The sequence below is a fragment of the Streptococcus porcinus genome (assembly GCF_901542335.1).
In the GTDB taxonomy this organism is placed as follows: Bacteria; Bacillota; Bacilli; order Lactobacillales; family Streptococcaceae; genus Streptococcus; species Streptococcus porcinus_A.
Genome location: NZ_LR594036.1, coordinates 99,815 through 115,122, shown reverse-complemented (window position 1 = coordinate 115,122; position 15,308 = coordinate 99,815). Strand labels below are relative to the sequence as shown.

Sequence of the window (15,308 nt, the reverse complement as noted above, 5' to 3'; positions counted from 1 at the left end):
AAGGTTAGAACGTAGGCAAACTCCTAAAAATAAAAAAAATTGAATAGACTTGCGTAAAATGGCAAAATATTAAACTCTTAGAAATGTTTCTGAGAGTTTTTGATTTTCATAATAAAGAAAAAAGATTGAAAAAATTGTCCAAAATGGACTTTTTCTTCAATCTGGCCTTAGTTTTAAAACTAAGGTTTTTATTTATAGTCGCGCTTTTTTATCCACGCCAATGCTTAGCTGGGTCAAAAGCTTCCCCGACAAGTGCTGACTGATCTAATTCAATGATACCACGTTTTTGCGGAGCGTTCGGAAGGGCTAATTCACGTGGAGAGCACATCATCCCGTAAGAATCTACTCCGCGGAGCTTCCCTGGAAATATAAGGCTACCACTTGGCATCATTGCTCCAGGAAGAGCCACAATCGTTTTTAAACCAACAGCAGCATTAGGGGCACCAGCAACAATTTGAACACTTTTATCTGATCCAATGGCAACTTGACAGATATTGAGGTGATCACTGTCTGGGTGGGCCACCAGCTCTTGGATTTGACCAACGACAAAGACCGGTTCTTGACTGGCTGTTAATTCTTCAGCGAAGCCCTCTTTAGCTAGTTCTGCATTTAGATTTTTAATGTCTGAATCTGATAAGAAGACCTGGCCATTGCCTTTAACTGCAAACAGTGTGGAAACTTGGAAAATATTCCAAGCTAAGGTTCTACCATCTTCTTGGGCGAAAACTCGCGCTACTTTCCCTTTACGTTCCACTTGACGTTTGGTTGGCTTAGTATCCTCAAGAATAACCATCAAAACATCGCCGACTTGTTCTTTATTATATGCAAAAATCATTATTCTTCCTTTTCTGCTTGATTGTATTCTGCCAAAAACTGATTAATCTCAGCCTTTGTTTTCCGTGATTTACTGACAAAACGGCCGACTTCCTGTCCTTTTGAAATCACGATAAAACTCGGAATGCCAAAAACATTCCATTCCTGAGCCACTTCCATGAAATCGTCACGGTTAATAGCAACAAACGTTAGATGATTATTCTCAGCTTCAATGTCAGGCATGACAGGATAGATGAATTGGCAGTCTGGGCACCAATCCGCCGTAAAAAAGAGAACAAGCTTATCTTGCCGTTCCATTATCTCAGCTAATTCTTCATAGGTTTTAGGACTAAGCATGCTTCTCCTCCTCATAAACAATGTCACCTTTACAGTAACTAAAGCGATAAGCTCTGCCATCAGAAAAAACGACACCGCCCTTATGACAATCTTTTTCAGATTCAGCTGCATTGAAATAGAGGACATCAATCTGTCCCATATCAGAGAAAAAGCAACGTAAGTCAGCTGTCCTCTTGGCTCTTTGATAATCCTCGTATTTGTTTTTTAAGGCTAAGCCTAGGACAGCTATCGTCGAAATACCGACAAGCCCTGAAAGGTTTTTCATTCTTTTTTTGTTCATACTCTTCATTTTATCATACTTTTTAGCAAATAGGCCAACGCCTTTACTAAGAATTATCAGTTCAGCACAAATTCAGGCATCAATTAGCCAAGGACCTTCAAAAGTGGTAGAATAAGGATGATAGCATCATCTTGGTGATGGTTACAGTCTAACCAAAAAGTCCTAGATGCAAGCTAAAGGAGGAATGGAGATTTAGATGACAGATTTATTTAACAAAATTAAAGAAGTAACAGAATTAGACGGTATCGCTGGTTACGAACATAATGTCCGTGACTTTCTTCGCCAAAAGATGACACCACTTGTTGACCGGGTAGAAACCGACGGTCTTGGTGGCATTTTCGGCATTAAAGAAAGTCAAGCTGAAAATGCACCCCGCATTCTGGTGGCTGCTCACATGGACGAAGTCGGCTTTATGGTAAGTCACATCAATGACAATGGGAGTCTATCTGTTGTTGAAATCGGTGGCTGGAACCCTCTAGTTGTTAGCTCTCAACGCTTCACCCTTTATACTCGTGAAGGCAAGGCTATCCCCGTTATTTCAGGATCTGTTCCCCCACATTTCCTCCGTCACACTAGTGGTGGTCCAAGTTTACCAAAGATTGAAGATATTACCTTTGATGCTGGTTTTACAGATAAAGCCGAGGCTCTAAGCTATGGTTTAACCCCAGGCGACATCATCGTTCCCCAATCAGAAACCATTTTAACAGCTAACCAAAAGAATATCATCTCAAAAGCCTGGGACAACCGCTATGGTGTCCTTATGGTCACTGAGCTGCTAGAGGCTGTCAAAGACCAAGTCCTTAAAAATACCCTTATTGCAGGAGCTAATGTCCAAGAAGAAGTTGGATTACGTGGAGCACATGTTTCCACTACTAAATTTGATCCTGAACTTTTCTTTGCCGTTGACTGCTCCCCTGCAGGTGATATCAATGGTAATCAGGGGGCAATAGGTGGTGGCACGCTCCTTCGTTTTTATGACCCAGGGCATATCATGCTTAAAGATATGCGTGACTTCTTGCTGACAACTGCCGAAGAAGCTGGCGTTAAATTCCAATATTACTGCGCCAAAGGTGGAACAGATGCTGGAGCGGCACACCTGAAAAATCAAGGTGTCCCATCAACAACCATCGGCGTTTGTGCCCGCTATATTCACTCGCATCAAAGTCTCTATGCTATGGATGATTTCCTAGAAGCACAAGCATACCTTCAAGCCATCGTTAAAAAACTTGATCGTTCGACGGTTGATCTCATCAAAAAATACTAGAAAGGTTAATCATTCCCATGAAAATAGGCTTCATCGGCGTAGGAAAAATGGCTCGAGCAATCATTCAAGGCCTTAAAACAGGTCCAGATCAGATTATTATTTCAGGCTCTTCCCTCCAACGCTCAAAAGAAATCGCTACGGAGCTTGATCTCGACTATGCTCAGTCTCATCAAGAGTTGATTGACCAAGTTGATTTTTTGATTTTAGGAATAAAGCCACAGGCCTATGAGACTGTTCTAAGCCCCTTAACCTTTAAACAACCCGTCATGTCTATGGCAGCAGGCATTACCCTAGCCAAGCTAGCAGAATTAGTCGGCTCTGAATTACCACTCATCCGCATCATGCCTAACATGAATGCTCAAATTCTTAAAAGCACTACCGCAATCACGTGTAATGACCAAGTCAATCAAGAAACTAAAGAACTAGCTGAAACAATTGTAACTTCTTTTGGCTCTTGCTTTGATATTAGCGAAACAGACTTTGACACCTTTACAGCTTTAGCTGGCTCAAGTCCAGCTTATATTTACTTGTTTATTGAGGCGATGGCTAAAGCTGGGGTTGCACATGGCCTACCAAAAGAAAAAGCCTTACATATTATCAGTGAAACAGTCATAGCTAGCGCACAACAATTATTAGAGGGACAAGACTCCCCTAATGACCTAATTGACAAGATTTGCAGTCCGGGGGGAACAACCATCGCTGGGCTACTAGAACTTGAACGGACTGGGATGCCATCATCAATCAGCTCTGCTATTACCAAGACGATTGAAAAAGCTAAGCATATATAAAAAATAACAGCTAAGAAATCTTAGCTGTTTTTCGTTTTAATTTTGTTGCATAAGCAGCATGAGGACAACTGCTATACCGTTGTTAAGAGCATGTATAGCTATGGTATAAGAAAGTTTGTTTGTAAACATATAGACTAGTCCTAGAGCGATGCCCATTCCACCATAGATGACCCATGAACCAATATCTGATGGCAAGTGGATAAGGCCAAAGAGAAAACTACTTAAAAGGAGACCTAACCAAGAGTGTCGTCCAAAAGTTTTACCATAAACAAGACCACGGAAAATAAGCTCTTCAATCATTGGAGCTACTACTGCAGCTAACATAAAAAGGAGGAGGGGATGGAGCCCAGCATTTTCCAACATAGCCTGATTGGTAGTGTTTGCTTTTGCGCCATGCTCAAAAAAGAGGAGCATTGCACCAATAACCTTAACGACTGTCAACGCGACAAAGCCTAATCCAACCCACAAGGCTGGGCCGTAATCACTAACTTTCTTAGTAGCAAAGAAACCAAGTTTTTTAGCAAGCCAAAAGCCCCCAATAGCAATAGCTAACATCACAAGGGTTAAGAGCAAAACCTGCCAGAGAGCTTGCCCTTTTTTTATTAAAAGCAGAGGCGCCTGCTCAACCACGAGGATAGCGATAGCTAAGAAAATCCATTTTAGTTTTGATAAAAAAGTTTGCATTCTTTTTCTCCTTACATTATTCGTTGCAACAGCATTTCCATCCCAAAAAGGGAAAGAATAAGCAAATATAAATCACAGACTAACAAAAGTCGAAAGTCAAAGGTCATCTCAAAAAAAGCATTCAAGCACAAAAAAACGATTATCAAAATAAATTGCAATGCAAGAGTAAAAGCCGAAGAGACTAAAAGGATAACACGTTGTCGCTCATCTCTACTCTTAATATATATCGCCTTAAGTCGCCTTGCATCATGTAATACCAAATACTTTCGAACCGCCAAAACAAATAAAGCCAAAGACAAACCTAAGACAAATCCTTTTGTGTAGGACGAAAATTGGATACTCAAATTAAGAATAACTAAAATCAGCGCTATTAAGATGCCCGCGATAGCTCTTATGCGGTAAGCTTTAGTAAACTCTGACAGACTTTTTTCCTTAGTGATAGTCGTAATAAGATTAGTAATCATTCTTCTTCCCTGCTTTCCTCAAAGTAAAAGATGTCTTCAATCGTCAAATGAAAATAACGCGCCAGTTTAAAGGCTAATTCTAAGGAGGCATTATAACGCCCTCTTTCAAGAGAGATGATTGTTTGGCGAGTAACACTCATTGCATCTGCCAATTCTGCCTGACTAAGTTTATTTGCCTTTCGGAGTTCTTGCAAATTATTTTTCATATTCCCTCCAAATGTAAAATAAGCTTTACATAAAAAGTATAGTATACTTTACCTTTTTTGTCAATAAAAAGTTCTTACCAAAGTCGAAGAAATAGTAACTACTCGCTAAAACCTCTTTGAAACAAAAGTAACCCAATGATTTATAAGGAATGCTAGCTATTAAGTTTTTCCATAAGTTCAAAAAAAGAGCGAAGAAAAATGCTCATCGAAACATTTTCTTCACTCTGATATTTAATCAAAGGTAATTAAATCCTGAAATATCTACTTATTTTTGTCTTAGGCGCTCAACATCACGTGCGATACAAAGTTCTTCATCAGTAGAAATTACCAAGACTTTAACTTTAGAATCTGGTGTTGAAATATCACCGCGGTAGCCAAAAACATTTTTCTCTAGATCAAGTTCCATACCAAACCACGTCATACCTTCAATAACATCTTGGCGAACTAGTGGTCCGTTCTCACCCATACCTGCTGTGAATACTAAAGCATCTGCACCATTTAAAACAGCAAAGTATTGGCCAATGTATTTTTTAATACGATCAACAAACATATTATAGGCTAATACCGCATCTGGATGGTTAGCTTGAACTCCGTCTTCAATGTCACGCATATCACTTGAAATACCAGACACACCACCTAAACCAGATTTCTTGTTAAGCATATTGATAGCATCAGCAGCATCTTTTAATTCAGGATCACGCTCAATAAGATAAGGAATAATAGCAGGGTCTACATCTCCTGAGCGAGTTCCCATCATTGGTCCAGCAAGTGGAGTGAAGCCCATAGAAGTGTCAACTGATTCACCATGATAGTTTGCTGTGATAGAAACACCATTCCCAATGTGGGCTGTAATAATTTTCAACTCTTCTAGTGGACGACCAAGCATCTTAGCCGCTTCTTGTGCAACATACTTATGGCTTGTCCCGTGTGCTCCATATTTACGGACTTTGTAGTCAGTATAATACTTCTGTGGAATAGGATACATATAAGTATGTTTTTTCATTGTCATATGATAGGCATTGTCAAACACACAAACGCTTGTAATATCTGGTAAAATATCACGGAAAGCACGAATACCAGCAGCAGCTCCAGGGTTGTGTAGTGGCGCAAGTGCAGATAATTCCTCAACTTGTTCTACAACTTTGTCATCAACTAAAACTGAATCTGTAAAATATTCACCACCTGCTACGATACGATGTCCCACACCTGTAATTTCATCATAGGCAGAAATAATATTGAAATGAATGAGGTCATTTAAAAGAATTTTTACAGCCACTGTGTGGTCTGGAATATCCGTAACTTGAACTTCTTTATTACCATCAAATTTTACAGTTGAAATGGAATCTTTCAAACCAATACGTTCGATAATCCCTTGTGCTAGAACTGTTTCTTCAGGCATTTGATAAAGTTGCCATTTCAGACTTGAACTACCAGCATTAATTGCAATTGTTTTTGACATTGTTAACCTCTCTTGAAATCGTTTTCTGTAATACTATAATATTATATCAAAAATTTTATGAAAAAACATTATCTTGTTTCCATTTTTTGAATTCTTCCATGAACCTTTGAACCGTCTGTGGTGATTGTAAATCAGTCAGTGGGTAAACAAAAGTTTCTCCATTTTTTTCAGTGTTCTTTTGTAGGACAATAATGGATTTTGCATTTGCTTGATTGCCAAAAAGAGAGTCTGGTAGGGTTAGGACTACTCTGAGCTGAGCATAATCTTTTAGCCATTTTTTCAACAAATCACTTTGAGAACTGTTTAAGAGATTGCTTGGCGCTAAGAAAATCGCAAAACCATTCTTTTTGAGATACTTTAATGATTGCTCCATCAATAAATGATGAGCATAAGTATGGCCTTCAGCACTGACCACCTGATAGCGACTTGCAATCTCATCATTAGGATAATAACCAACAGGTAAATCACTAATAATAATATCACTTTCTTTTAGTACTTGCGGGCGAACAGCATCTTCTTGAAGAAAAGTTGCAGAGGATTTCATGACCTCAGCGATACTGGCCGACAAATCAATCAATAAATCATCTAACTCCAAACCCAAGTAGTCAATTTTCTTAAGACTGTTATTTAGTAGTGTCTGAGCAAGATTCCCTGTCCCACTACCAATCTCAATCACATCCAAACTATCTCCACCATGCAACTGCTCCATCAAAAAAAGCATGATAAAAGCAATACTGTCTGGGGTAAATTGGTGATTTGCTTGTAATTTTTCCGTCTGGCCTGCTTTTATAAAAATAAACTGAAAGGCGCGACGCCACTCTTCCTTACTCAGATTTAAAGCATATAAGTCACCATTATTTTTTAAGACCTGTTCACTTGCTCCATCAGCTCCTAAATAATAGGCATTCTGCTCAATTAAAGCATCATAAATATGCGTCTTAATCTCATTTTCAATGAGCTGACTGTTCTCCAAAATAAGCTCATAGGCTTTCTCAATTTTTTCAAAGTTCATAAAGCTATCATATCAAAATAACTGATAAAAGAAAAGAAAGGTATTCAGGGAATGGTAGCTAATTTGGCTTTTTTAGTTTTTTCTTGTTAATATGCTTTTCTTTCCCCTCAAGTTCTGAACGAACCGCTTGATCTTGCAAAGTCAGGTAATCAAAGTGATAACTCTGACCACTTTTCAAAGATACTGAAACTTTCAATTTACCCTCCTCAAGCTGATAATGGGCACCTCCTTGTTCAAACTGCAACTCACCACTTGAACCCTTAGCTAGTTCTTTCGTCAATTCACCTATTAAATGTGCTGTCACATTAGAAACCTGTGCTTGATGTTCCCTTTTAAAAGCCTGTATCTGAGCTAAATAGACCTGTATCAGGCAAATGAAAACGGTACTGATAACAATAGCATAGAGAAGTACCCCAGCCTTAAGATTTTTCTTTAAAATCATAAATAAAGGTCCTTTCCAAGCCACTTGGCCACTTTAGAACAAGTGTTATTTTCTGAGCATGTTCAGAAATATGGACATTTGAGAGATTAAGCAACATGGGATGATACCCGTGCCATTGCGCCGAAGCCTTCCGGAAATCTTTTTTGCCAGTATAGCCAAAAGCTAGTTCTTTACCATCTTTTTCGATATAAAGCCGATTGTCTCGGACACTTCGAAAACGTGCTCCTCTGCATTCAGAACGAAATTGATGAGCAAACAATAACCATTTATCCTGATCACTTTCTCTTAAATAGGTTATATGTGACAAAACAGAGTGCGATAGCCCTTGGTAGACCAAAAGCGTTCCCGAAATAACAATTAAAGCAATTAAAGATTCCATAAGGGTAAAGGCTGAAGCATTATTTTCTTTTAATCCTAAATATTTCTTTATGATTTTCACTAATACTAAGTCCCTTTTGATTCTTAAATACATGGACACGACAGCCATTTACTTGCAGTTGGTCCTGGTTTGTTTGAACCGCCATTAATGCTACCGCCATAGCTTCTTGACGATGACGCATTCTAGCAATTTCTCTTTGTTGTCTAGTAATGGCACTCACAAAAAGTGTCACAATAAAGATAAGGATTACTGTTGCCAGTAAACTCTCATATAAAATATAGGCTTTAACCTCTCGTTTTTTGATACGTTCCACTTCCCAAATGTAATTTATAAGTAACCATTTCTTGCTTTGTTTGAAAAGCAATTGTAGCTAATGAGTGATTTCCCCCTTGTTTATTCAACCTTATTTTATCTTGATATAAAAGGCTTATCTGACTAGGGATTTCTAATTTTCTTTTACCACAACTGATAGTATGTTTCGAAAAGACGAGATAACTTTCTTCTTGATTCAAAACACTTAATTTTTGGCTATGACGATAAAAATTTTCAAAGCTGATAAAGAATAAATGCTTCTCGATTGTTTGATAAATTCCTGTGACTGAATGAGACATGAGTGAAATTATCAAACAGGTCACCCATAGGCAGGTAACACTTTCCAATAAGGTAAAAGCTCTAATCCTGCACTTTGCGATTTTTGTTGTCATGTTTAACATAATAGTCTCGATAGGCTTTTGCTTGCTCTTTACTGATGTCACCTTTATTTTCCAATTCACTCAATTTGGGGCTAGCTCCTTGATTTAGCTCATAAAGTTCTGCCTGGTTATCAACAATTTTTACAACTGCAGCCTTACCTTTATCCGTAACCATATCTTTTTGTTTATTTAGGTTGGGAATAAAGAGAAGCATGAGTACACTAATGATTAATAAGACCAATAACATCTCTAGTAAAGTGAATCCTTCTAGGCTGACATCTTTTATTTTGTTTCCTAATTTCTGCATTAAATTGTTCCTCCAATTGTGTTATACATGGGTAATAGCATAGCGGCATAAATCATTACAATAATCAGGGCGACAATCATAAAGATAAAAGGTTGAATGATCTGTGTCGCTTGAAAGAGTTTTCGAAAATAGGCATCCCATGTCAGTTGGCCATAAATATCCAGTTCTTGACCTAATTTCCCTTTGATTTCACCATATTCAATCATCAAACTCAACTCATCACTAAAAAAGGGATATCCCTTCACTTTTTCGTGGAAACTCTGCCCCTCAAGAAATGATTGTCTCATATCTAAACCTATTTCTTTTATCAAATCAGATTTTTCAATACTCATAATGGTTACTATTTGACTCAATTCGATACCTTGACTAATTAAATTCCCCCATTCACGGGCATAAAAAGCCGTCATATAAAGCTTTAGGAAGGAAGCCAGTAAAGGTATCCGGCTGTATTGTATTATCTGCTTCATCTTTCCAAGTTTGCGCCATCTGATCACCAAAGCAATGACAGTAAGGAGAATAATAATTGACAAACTTAGTAGGTAAACTGGGAAATTATTGAGAAAATAGGTCAAAGTGCTTTGCTTCTCTATCTGAGGCATTAAGTAATGTCTCAAACCTAGGACAATTAAAATTAAAAAAGTAAGGAGAATGATGGGATAAGTCACAACTTCAATTGTCTTTTGCCTAATTTTTTGTGTCTGTACTAGGTAATCTTCAACTTTACCCAAACATTTTTTGGTATTGCCATGAGCTTCTGCTAAGCTTAGTTGGGTAACAATACCATCAGGAAATCCTAAATGCCTCATCATTTCTGATAAACTACATCCATTTAACAAATCAGTCTTCATCAAGTTAAGATGTGATCGGTCTAAAATCTGTGTTTTTTCTAAGAAGGCGATCATCTCTGCTAGATTAAATCCACTTTGGCTTAAATTATGTAAGAGCTGGATTAACTTGGCTTGTTTTTTAGTCGTTAATTTTTTCCGAGAGTGCCTGTTGTTGAGTGATATGTCCTTTTGCAAGTAAGTGGTCAAGGTTTTGATTCCACTCTTGATTGGAATGAGTTTCGAATGTCTCGATGGCAAAGTCAATAAGTCCTCCTCCTGCTATCAACCTCTGGTACGCAATAAATTTTAGAGTATGATTTATCTCTTCTCTTTTGATACCTAGTTCTAACAATCTTTTATACACTCCTGGAATACTTTTTGCATGGACAGTAGAAAAGACTATAGCTCCTGTTAAGCTTGCTCTAATGACTGCCTTTGCGGTCTCAACATCTCGAATCTCTCCAATAATTAAATAATCTGGACGATGTCTGAGGGAAAGTTTAATAAGATTATCATAAGTCATTCCAATACTTTCATTTACTTGAATTTGTAACAAGCTGTCCTCTTGAATCTCAACTGGATCTTCAATTGTAATAACTTGTTTATCCTTTGCTATATGCGTCAGTAGTTGATACATGAGAGTCGTTTTGCCCGACCCTACGGGACCCGAGAAAAGATAAAGACCTCTTCCAGAAATAACTTTTTCTACTTTTTGATCAGTATCAAACCAGTAGTTGAGGGGCTTATTAACAGTCGTTAAGAGCCTGATAACTAGGCTTTCAAAACCTCTGAAATTCCCAACAGAAGATAGACGTAACGGAATTGATTCTGATAAAGTTACCTTGTAGTCACAGGCTCCAAGTTGACAGCGTCTCTTTTCTCCTATATTCATCCCTGCTACAAACTTAAAATGGCTGATAAGACTTGCCATCTGTTTCATTTCATAATTATCAATAAATCGCCTCTCGTCTCCAATTCTCATGAAAACTTTATACTGCTTTTTATAAGGGATTATATAGATATCTTGCGCCTTTAGATTTACTGCCTGACTAACTAATGCTTCACCTATTTTTTGTATCATAGCTACCTCCTCAATTATTTATTCGAAAAAAAAGCCGAGTCCTAATCTTAACTCGTCTTTTCTTTCTATAATTAAATTTCTTAAAATTTAAGTTTACAAGTAGATGGCGAAGTAGGGTCATCATTACGTTGTTCATATCTATCAAGGTATTTATCTTTTGGAATAATGTCTTTATCTTTCAAGAGCAAGATGGAATGGTACTGTTGCAAATCATCGTAACAATCTTCACACCACCGTTTTTCCGAACGGGTCCAAAAAGTAGCTAATAAATTTCTCTGACTATGAAAACTCGAATAATCAGTTTTCATCTGAGCCCATTCTTTTTCATAGTAGTTTAAGGCCTCTTGCCAATTATCGAAGCAGCGTTCTTCCACGATATCATCTTGCCAACCTTCAATGAACCACCAAGGTTCCCAATCCCCATACATTTTTATAACTTGATACATACGATATTTCCTTTACTTAAGCCTATTATATACAAAAGGCTGTGCTTTTAAAAAATATCTGCTCACACAACTTAACCAGTTAACGATTTTAAAAAAAGAAAAGGAGCTAGTCAGCTCCCAATCTTTATTCTTCTGTAACTGTCACTTCTTCTGCAACTTCAACTTCTTCGATGATTTCTACTTCATTGATAGCTTGTGGTTCAATGTTACGGTAGCGCGCCATACCAGTACCCGCTGGAATAATCTTACCGATAATAACATTTTCTTTAAGGCCAAGAAGATGGTCTTTCTTACCACGAATCGCAGCATCTGTTAGGACACGTGTTGTTTCCTGGAAGGACGCCGCTGACAAGAATGAATTGGTTTCAAGCGAGGCTTTTGTAATACCCATAAGCACAGGACGTGATGTTGCTGGAATACCACCTGAAATAACAATTTCTTTATTAGCTTCTGTGAAGTCAGCGATATCCATCAATGTTCCTGGCAAGAGGTCAGTATCACCTGGATCCATAACACGTACTTTACGAAGCATTTGACGTACCATTACCTCAACGTGTTTATCTCCGATTTCAACCCCTTGGCTACGGTAAACTTTTTGTACTTCCGCCAATAGATAAGTCTCAACTGATAGGGTGTCACGAACTTCAAGTAAGCGTTTTGGTTGGATTGAGCCTTCGGTTAGTGAGGCACCACGGTTAACCTCATCACCAATTTCAACTTTCATACGAGCAGTGAAAGGAACAACATATTCACCTTTACCAGTTTTACCTTCAACGTATACTTTCTTAGTACGTGTTGAGGCATCTTCTTCGATATCTACAACTTTACCTTTTACTTCAGTGATAACAGCTTCCCCTTTAGGGTTACGTGCTTCAAAGATTTCTTGGATACGAGGAAGACCCTGAGTGATATCGGTATTTGACGCAACACCACCGGTATGGAAGGTACGCATGGTAAGCTGTGTTCCTGGTTCCCCGATAGATTGAGCGGCGATTGTACCAACTGCTTCACCAACTTCAACAGCATCACCTGTGGCTAAATTGATACCATAACAGTGACGGCAAACCCCATGACGGGTTGAACATGTGAAGACAGAACGGATAGTTACTTCTTCAACACCTGCTTCAACAATCTTACGAGCCATGTCTTCAGAAATTAACTGATCAGCACCGATAAGTACCTCGCCAGTTTTAGGATGTTTAACTGATTTACGAGTGTAACGTCCTTGAAGGCGTTCCTCAAGCGTTTCAGTAACTTCTTTACCATCAGTAATTGCACGGATAACAAGTCCACGATCAGTACCACAATCATCCTCACGAATGATAACATCTTGGGCAACGTCAACTAAACGACGCGTTAAATAACCTGAATCGGCAGTCTTAAGGGCGGTATCGGTCATACCTTTACGAGCACCATGGGTTGAGAAGAACATTTCCAAAACAGTCAAACCTTCACGGAAGTTTGAAAGAATTGGTAATTCCATGATACGCCCATTAGGAGCCGCCATCAAACCACGCATTCCGGCAAGCTGAGAGAAGTTTGAGATATTACCACGGGCACCTGAGTCCATCATCATAACGATTGGGTTCTTAGGATCTTGTGTTTCAATCAGACGTTTTTCAAGTGCTTCTTTAGCTTCACGCCATGTTGTCGTAACAGCGACGTAACGATCATCTTCAGTCATCAAACCACGGCGGAAGGCCTTATTAATATCTTCCACACGGTGGTGAGCTGATTCAATGATTTCAGCTTTATTATCAATAACTGGAATATCAGCAATACCCACTGTTAAACCAGCTAAGGTTGAATGATAATATCCCAAGTCTTTCAGACGGTCAAGAAAGGCTGATGTTTCAGTTGTACGGAAACGTTTGAAGGTTTCAGCAATGATATTCCCAAGGTTTTTCTTCTTAAACGGTACATTGATTTCCAGACCGTCAATAACGCTTTGGATATCTTGTCCTGGTTCAAGGAAATATTTATCTGGTGTACCTTCAGTCAAGTTAGCATTGTTTGGTTCTTGTAAATATGGTAGATCCTCAGGCATGATAGCATTGAATAAAATCTTACCAACTGTCGTCACCATGATTTTATGTCTTTGACTATCTTTCCAAGGTTTATTCGGCATACTGTCAACTGCAATACCTACTCGACTATGTAAATGAGCGTAGCCATTTTGATAAGCCATAACAGCTTCATCAATATCTTTAAAGACTCTACCTTCGCCTTCACGCCCTGCATCTTCCATAGTAAGGTAATAGTTCCCCAAAACCATGTCCTGAGAAGGGGTAACGACTGGTTTACCGTCTTTCGGATTTAGGATATGCTCCGCTGCCAGCATTAACAAGCGCGCTTCAGCTTGTGCTTCCTCAGAGAGTGGTACGTGGATAGCCATTTGGTCCCCATCGAAATCGGCATTGTAGGCTTCGCAGACCAATGGGTGAAGACGAAGTGCTTTACCATCAATCAATACTGGTTCAAAGGCCTGGATACCAAGTCTGTGAAGAGTAGGTGCGCGGTTAAGAAGTACTGGGTGTTCTTTGATAACTTCTTCTAGGATATCCCAAATCCGTTCGTCACCACGCTCAACCATACGTTTAGCTGCTTTAACGTTACCTGCGTACTCTTTGGCAACAATTTCGCGCATAACAAATGGTTTGAAGAGCTCGATAGCCATTTCACGTGGCACACCACATTGGTACATTTTAAGGGTAGGTCCAACGGCGATAACGGAACGACCAGAGAAGTCAACACGTTTACCAAGCAAGTTTTGACGGAAACGACCTTGTTTACCTTTAAGCATGTGGCTTAAAGATTTCAATGGACGGCTTCCTGGTCCTGTAATTGGACGACCGCGACGACCGTTATCGATTAAGGCATCAACTGCTTCTTGAAGCATCCGTTTTTCATTTTGAACAATGATTCCAGGAGCATTCAATTCTAACAAACGCGCAAGACGGTTGTTACGATTGATAACACGACGATATAAGTCATTCAAGTCAGATGCGGCAAAACGGCCACCATCCAATTGCACCATCGGACGCAAATCTGGTGGAATTACTGGCAAGATGTTGAGAACCATCCATTCAGGTTTGTTGCCAGATTTATTAAAGGCGTCAAGTACATCTAAACGACGAACAGCTTTAATCCGTTTTTGTCCAGTTGCTGATTTGAGTTCTTCTTTTAACTCAGCAATTTCTGCTGGTAAATCTACGCGTTTCAAGAGATCTTGAATCGCTTCTGCACCCATTTTTGCGATAAATGAACCATAACCATATTCTTGAACTTTTTCGCGATATTCACGTTCTGTTAATAATGATTTAGGTTCAAGAGGTGTATCCATTGGGTCAATGACAACATAGGCTGCAAAATAGATGACTTCTTCAAGTGCCCGAGGACTCATATCTAGCGTCAGACCCATACGTGATGGAATCCCTTTAAAATACCAAATATGTGATACAGGAGCTTTTAATTCGATGTGTCCCATACGTTCACGACGAACTTTGGCACGGGTTACTTCAACACCACAACGGTCACAAACAATCCCTTTATAACGGATACGTTTGTATTTTCCACACGCACATTCCCAATCTTTTGTTGGTCCAAAGATGACTTCATCAAAGAGACCTTCACGTTCAGGTTTTAATGTACGGTAGTTGATTGTTTCAGGTTTTTTAACTTCACCATAAGACCATGAACGGACTTTACTTGGTGAGGCTAATGTGATTTGCATACTTTTAAAACGATTTACGTCAACCACTAGTATTACCTTTCTTCGTTTTATCACTGACTAGCTCTTAGGGCAAT

General features: G+C 38.9%; 19 protein-coding genes. 2 read left to right on the top strand and 17 right to left on the bottom strand.

Annotation, left to right across the window (positions count from 1 at the left end):
* Positions 1-208 precede the first annotated feature (208 nt).
* Genes ytpR through FGK96_RS00700 form a run of 3 tightly spaced genes read right to left on the bottom strand, consistent with a single transcriptional unit; the run spans position 209 to position 1,450 of the window.
* The gene (gene ytpR / locus FGK96_RS00710; RefSeq protein WP_138080460.1) at positions 209-835 is read right to left on the bottom strand and encodes a YtpR family tRNA-binding protein; all 627 of its coding nucleotides are present in this window, start codon (positions 833-835) and stop codon (positions 209-211) included.
* Positions 835-1,170 (bottom strand): thioredoxin family protein, encoded by a 336-nt coding sequence (locus tag FGK96_RS00705; RefSeq protein ID WP_138080458.1) that lies wholly within the window; start codon positions 1,168-1,170, stop codon positions 835-837. The genes ytpR and FGK96_RS00705 overlap by 1 nt, the downstream gene beginning before the upstream one ends.
* On the bottom strand, positions 1,163-1,450 hold the full coding sequence (locus FGK96_RS00700) for a DUF4651 domain-containing protein (protein ID WP_138080456.1): 288 nt from the start codon (positions 1,448-1,450) through the stop codon (positions 1,163-1,165). Before FGK96_RS00700 ends, FGK96_RS00705 begins: the two co-directional genes overlap by 8 nt.
* A gap of 196 nt (positions 1,451-1,646) precedes the next feature.
* Here FGK96_RS00700 and pepA point away from each other — a divergent pair, with 196 nt between their 5' ends.
* Positions 1,647-2,714 (top strand): glutamyl aminopeptidase, encoded by a 1,068-nt coding sequence (pepA, locus tag FGK96_RS00695; protein ID WP_138080454.1) that lies wholly within the window; start codon positions 1,647-1,649, stop codon positions 2,712-2,714.
* Positions 2,715-2,731: 17 nt separating this feature from the next.
* Positions 2,732-3,502, top strand: coding sequence for a pyrroline-5-carboxylate reductase (proC, locus tag FGK96_RS00690; protein WP_138080452.1), 771 nt, complete (start codon positions 2,732-2,734; stop codon positions 3,500-3,502).
* Positions 3,503-3,538: 36 nt separating this feature from the next.
* On the opposite strand, the gene FGK96_RS00685 is transcribed toward proC, so the two are convergent.
* The 14 genes from FGK96_RS00685 to rpoC all read right to left on the bottom strand — a co-directional run bounded on the left by FGK96_RS00685 (position 3,539) and on the right by rpoC (position 15,261).
* The gene (locus FGK96_RS00685) at positions 3,539-4,186 is read right to left on the bottom strand and encodes a CPBP family intramembrane glutamic endopeptidase (protein WP_138080450.1); all 648 of its coding nucleotides are present in this window, start codon (positions 4,184-4,186) and stop codon (positions 3,539-3,541) included.
* An 11-nt stretch (positions 4,187-4,197) separates the two neighbouring features.
* Positions 4,198-4,650, bottom strand: a complete 453-nt coding sequence (locus tag FGK96_RS00680; RefSeq protein WP_138080448.1) for a hypothetical protein — start codon at positions 4,648-4,650, stop codon at positions 4,198-4,200.
* Positions 4,647-4,856 carry a helix-turn-helix transcriptional regulator gene (locus FGK96_RS00675; protein ID WP_093959144.1) on the bottom strand — a complete coding sequence of 70 codons (210 nt, stop codon included), beginning with the start codon at positions 4,854-4,856 and terminating at the stop codon, positions 4,647-4,649. The genes FGK96_RS00680 and FGK96_RS00675 overlap by 4 nt, the downstream gene beginning before the upstream one ends.
* Positions 4,857-5,121: 265 nt before the next feature.
* Complete coding sequence (locus FGK96_RS00670; RefSeq protein ID WP_138080446.1) at positions 5,122-6,315, bottom strand: acetate kinase; 1,194 nt, start codon at positions 6,313-6,315, stop codon at positions 5,122-5,124.
* 55 nt (positions 6,316-6,370) lie between these two features.
* A complete protein-coding gene (locus FGK96_RS00665; RefSeq protein ID WP_138080444.1) occupies positions 6,371-7,327 on the bottom strand; it encodes a class I SAM-dependent methyltransferase in 957 nt (318 codons plus the stop codon).
* Between the two features lie 58 nt (positions 7,328-7,385).
* Positions 7,386-7,769 carry a competence type IV pilus minor pilin ComGG gene (comGG, locus tag FGK96_RS00660; protein ID WP_138080442.1) on the bottom strand — a complete coding sequence of 128 codons (384 nt, stop codon included), beginning with the start codon at positions 7,767-7,769 and terminating at the stop codon, positions 7,386-7,388.
* Positions 7,747-8,208 (bottom strand): competence type IV pilus minor pilin ComGF, encoded by a 462-nt coding sequence (gene comGF / locus FGK96_RS00655; RefSeq protein WP_138080440.1) that lies wholly within the window; start codon positions 8,206-8,208, stop codon positions 7,747-7,749. The genes comGG and comGF overlap by 23 nt, the downstream gene beginning before the upstream one ends.
* Positions 8,168-8,461 carry a competence type IV pilus minor pilin ComGE gene (gene comGE, locus FGK96_RS00650; RefSeq protein WP_172601572.1) on the bottom strand — a complete coding sequence of 98 codons (294 nt, stop codon included), beginning with the start codon at positions 8,459-8,461 and terminating at the stop codon, positions 8,168-8,170. Before comGE ends, comGF begins: the two co-directional genes overlap by 41 nt.
* Positions 8,433-8,774 (bottom strand): competence type IV pilus minor pilin ComGD, encoded by a 342-nt coding sequence (comGD, locus tag FGK96_RS00645; RefSeq protein WP_258558001.1) that lies wholly within the window; start codon positions 8,772-8,774, stop codon positions 8,433-8,435. Before comGD ends, comGE begins: the two co-directional genes overlap by 29 nt.
* 46 nt (positions 8,775-8,820) lie before the next feature.
* The gene (gene comGC / locus FGK96_RS00640; RefSeq protein ID WP_003083111.1) at positions 8,821-9,147 is read right to left on the bottom strand and encodes a competence type IV pilus major pilin ComGC; all 327 of its coding nucleotides are present in this window, start codon (positions 9,145-9,147) and stop codon (positions 8,821-8,823) included.
* Positions 9,147-10,232 carry a competence type IV pilus assembly protein ComGB gene (comGB, locus tag FGK96_RS00635; RefSeq protein ID WP_269472105.1) on the bottom strand — a complete coding sequence of 362 codons (1,086 nt, stop codon included), beginning with the start codon at positions 10,230-10,232 and terminating at the stop codon, positions 9,147-9,149. Before comGB ends, comGC begins: the two co-directional genes overlap by 1 nt.
* On the bottom strand, positions 10,114-11,055 hold the full coding sequence (comGA, locus tag FGK96_RS00630) for a competence type IV pilus ATPase ComGA (protein WP_138080438.1): 942 nt from the start codon (positions 11,053-11,055) through the stop codon (positions 10,114-10,116). Before comGA ends, comGB begins: the two co-directional genes overlap by 119 nt.
* Positions 11,056-11,135: 80 nt before the next feature.
* Positions 11,136-11,501: a DUF1033 family protein gene (locus FGK96_RS00625; protein WP_138080436.1), complete on the bottom strand. Its 366-nt coding sequence runs from the start codon at positions 11,499-11,501 to the stop codon at positions 11,136-11,138.
* A gap of 124 nt (positions 11,502-11,625) precedes the next feature.
* Positions 11,626-15,261, bottom strand: a complete 3,636-nt coding sequence (rpoC, locus tag FGK96_RS00620) for a DNA-directed RNA polymerase subunit beta' (RefSeq protein ID WP_138080434.1) — start codon at positions 15,259-15,261, stop codon at positions 11,626-11,628.
* Between the last annotated feature and the right edge of the window lie 47 nt (positions 15,262-15,308).

Excerpts from the sequence above, each read along its gene's own strand:
- ytpR (WP_138080460.1), bottom strand. The coding sequence starts at position 835 with ATGATTTTTGCATATAATAAAGAACAAGTCGGCGATGTTTTGATGGTT.
- FGK96_RS00705 (WP_138080458.1), bottom strand. The coding sequence starts at position 1,170 with ATGCTTAGTCCTAAAACCTATGAAGAATTAGCTGAGATAATGGAACGG.
- FGK96_RS00700 (WP_138080456.1), bottom strand. The coding sequence starts at position 1,450 with ATGAACAAAAAAAGAATGAAAAACCTTTCAGGGCTTGTCGGTATTTCG.
- pepA (WP_138080454.1), top strand. The coding sequence starts at position 1,647 with ATGACAGATTTATTTAACAAAATTAAAGAAGTAACAGAATTAGACGGT.
- proC (WP_138080452.1), top strand. The coding sequence starts at position 2,732 with ATGAAAATAGGCTTCATCGGCGTAGGAAAAATGGCTCGAGCAATCATT.
- FGK96_RS00685 (WP_138080450.1), bottom strand. The coding sequence starts at position 4,186 with ATGCAAACTTTTTTATCAAAACTAAAATGGATTTTCTTAGCTATCGCT.
- FGK96_RS00680 (WP_138080448.1), bottom strand. The coding sequence starts at position 4,650 with ATGATTACTAATCTTATTACGACTATCACTAAGGAAAAAAGTCTGTCA.
- FGK96_RS00675 (WP_093959144.1), bottom strand. The coding sequence starts at position 4,856 with ATGAAAAATAATTTGCAAGAACTCCGAAAGGCAAATAAACTTAGTCAG.
- FGK96_RS00670 (WP_138080446.1), bottom strand. The coding sequence starts at position 6,315 with ATGTCAAAAACAATTGCAATTAATGCTGGTAGTTCAAGTCTGAAATGG.
- FGK96_RS00665 (WP_138080444.1), bottom strand. The coding sequence starts at position 7,327 with ATGAACTTTGAAAAAATTGAGAAAGCCTATGAGCTTATTTTGGAGAAC.
- comGG (WP_138080442.1), bottom strand. The coding sequence starts at position 7,769 with ATGATTTTAAAGAAAAATCTTAAGGCTGGGGTACTTCTCTATGCTATT.
- comGC (WP_003083111.1), bottom strand. The coding sequence starts at position 9,147 with ATGCAGAAATTAGGAAACAAAATAAAAGATGTCAGCCTAGAAGGATTC.
- comGA (WP_138080438.1), bottom strand. The coding sequence starts at position 11,055 with ATGATACAAAAAATAGGTGAAGCATTAGTTAGTCAGGCAGTAAATCTA.
- FGK96_RS00625 (WP_138080436.1), bottom strand. The coding sequence starts at position 11,501 with ATGTATCAAGTTATAAAAATGTATGGGGATTGGGAACCTTGGTGGTTC.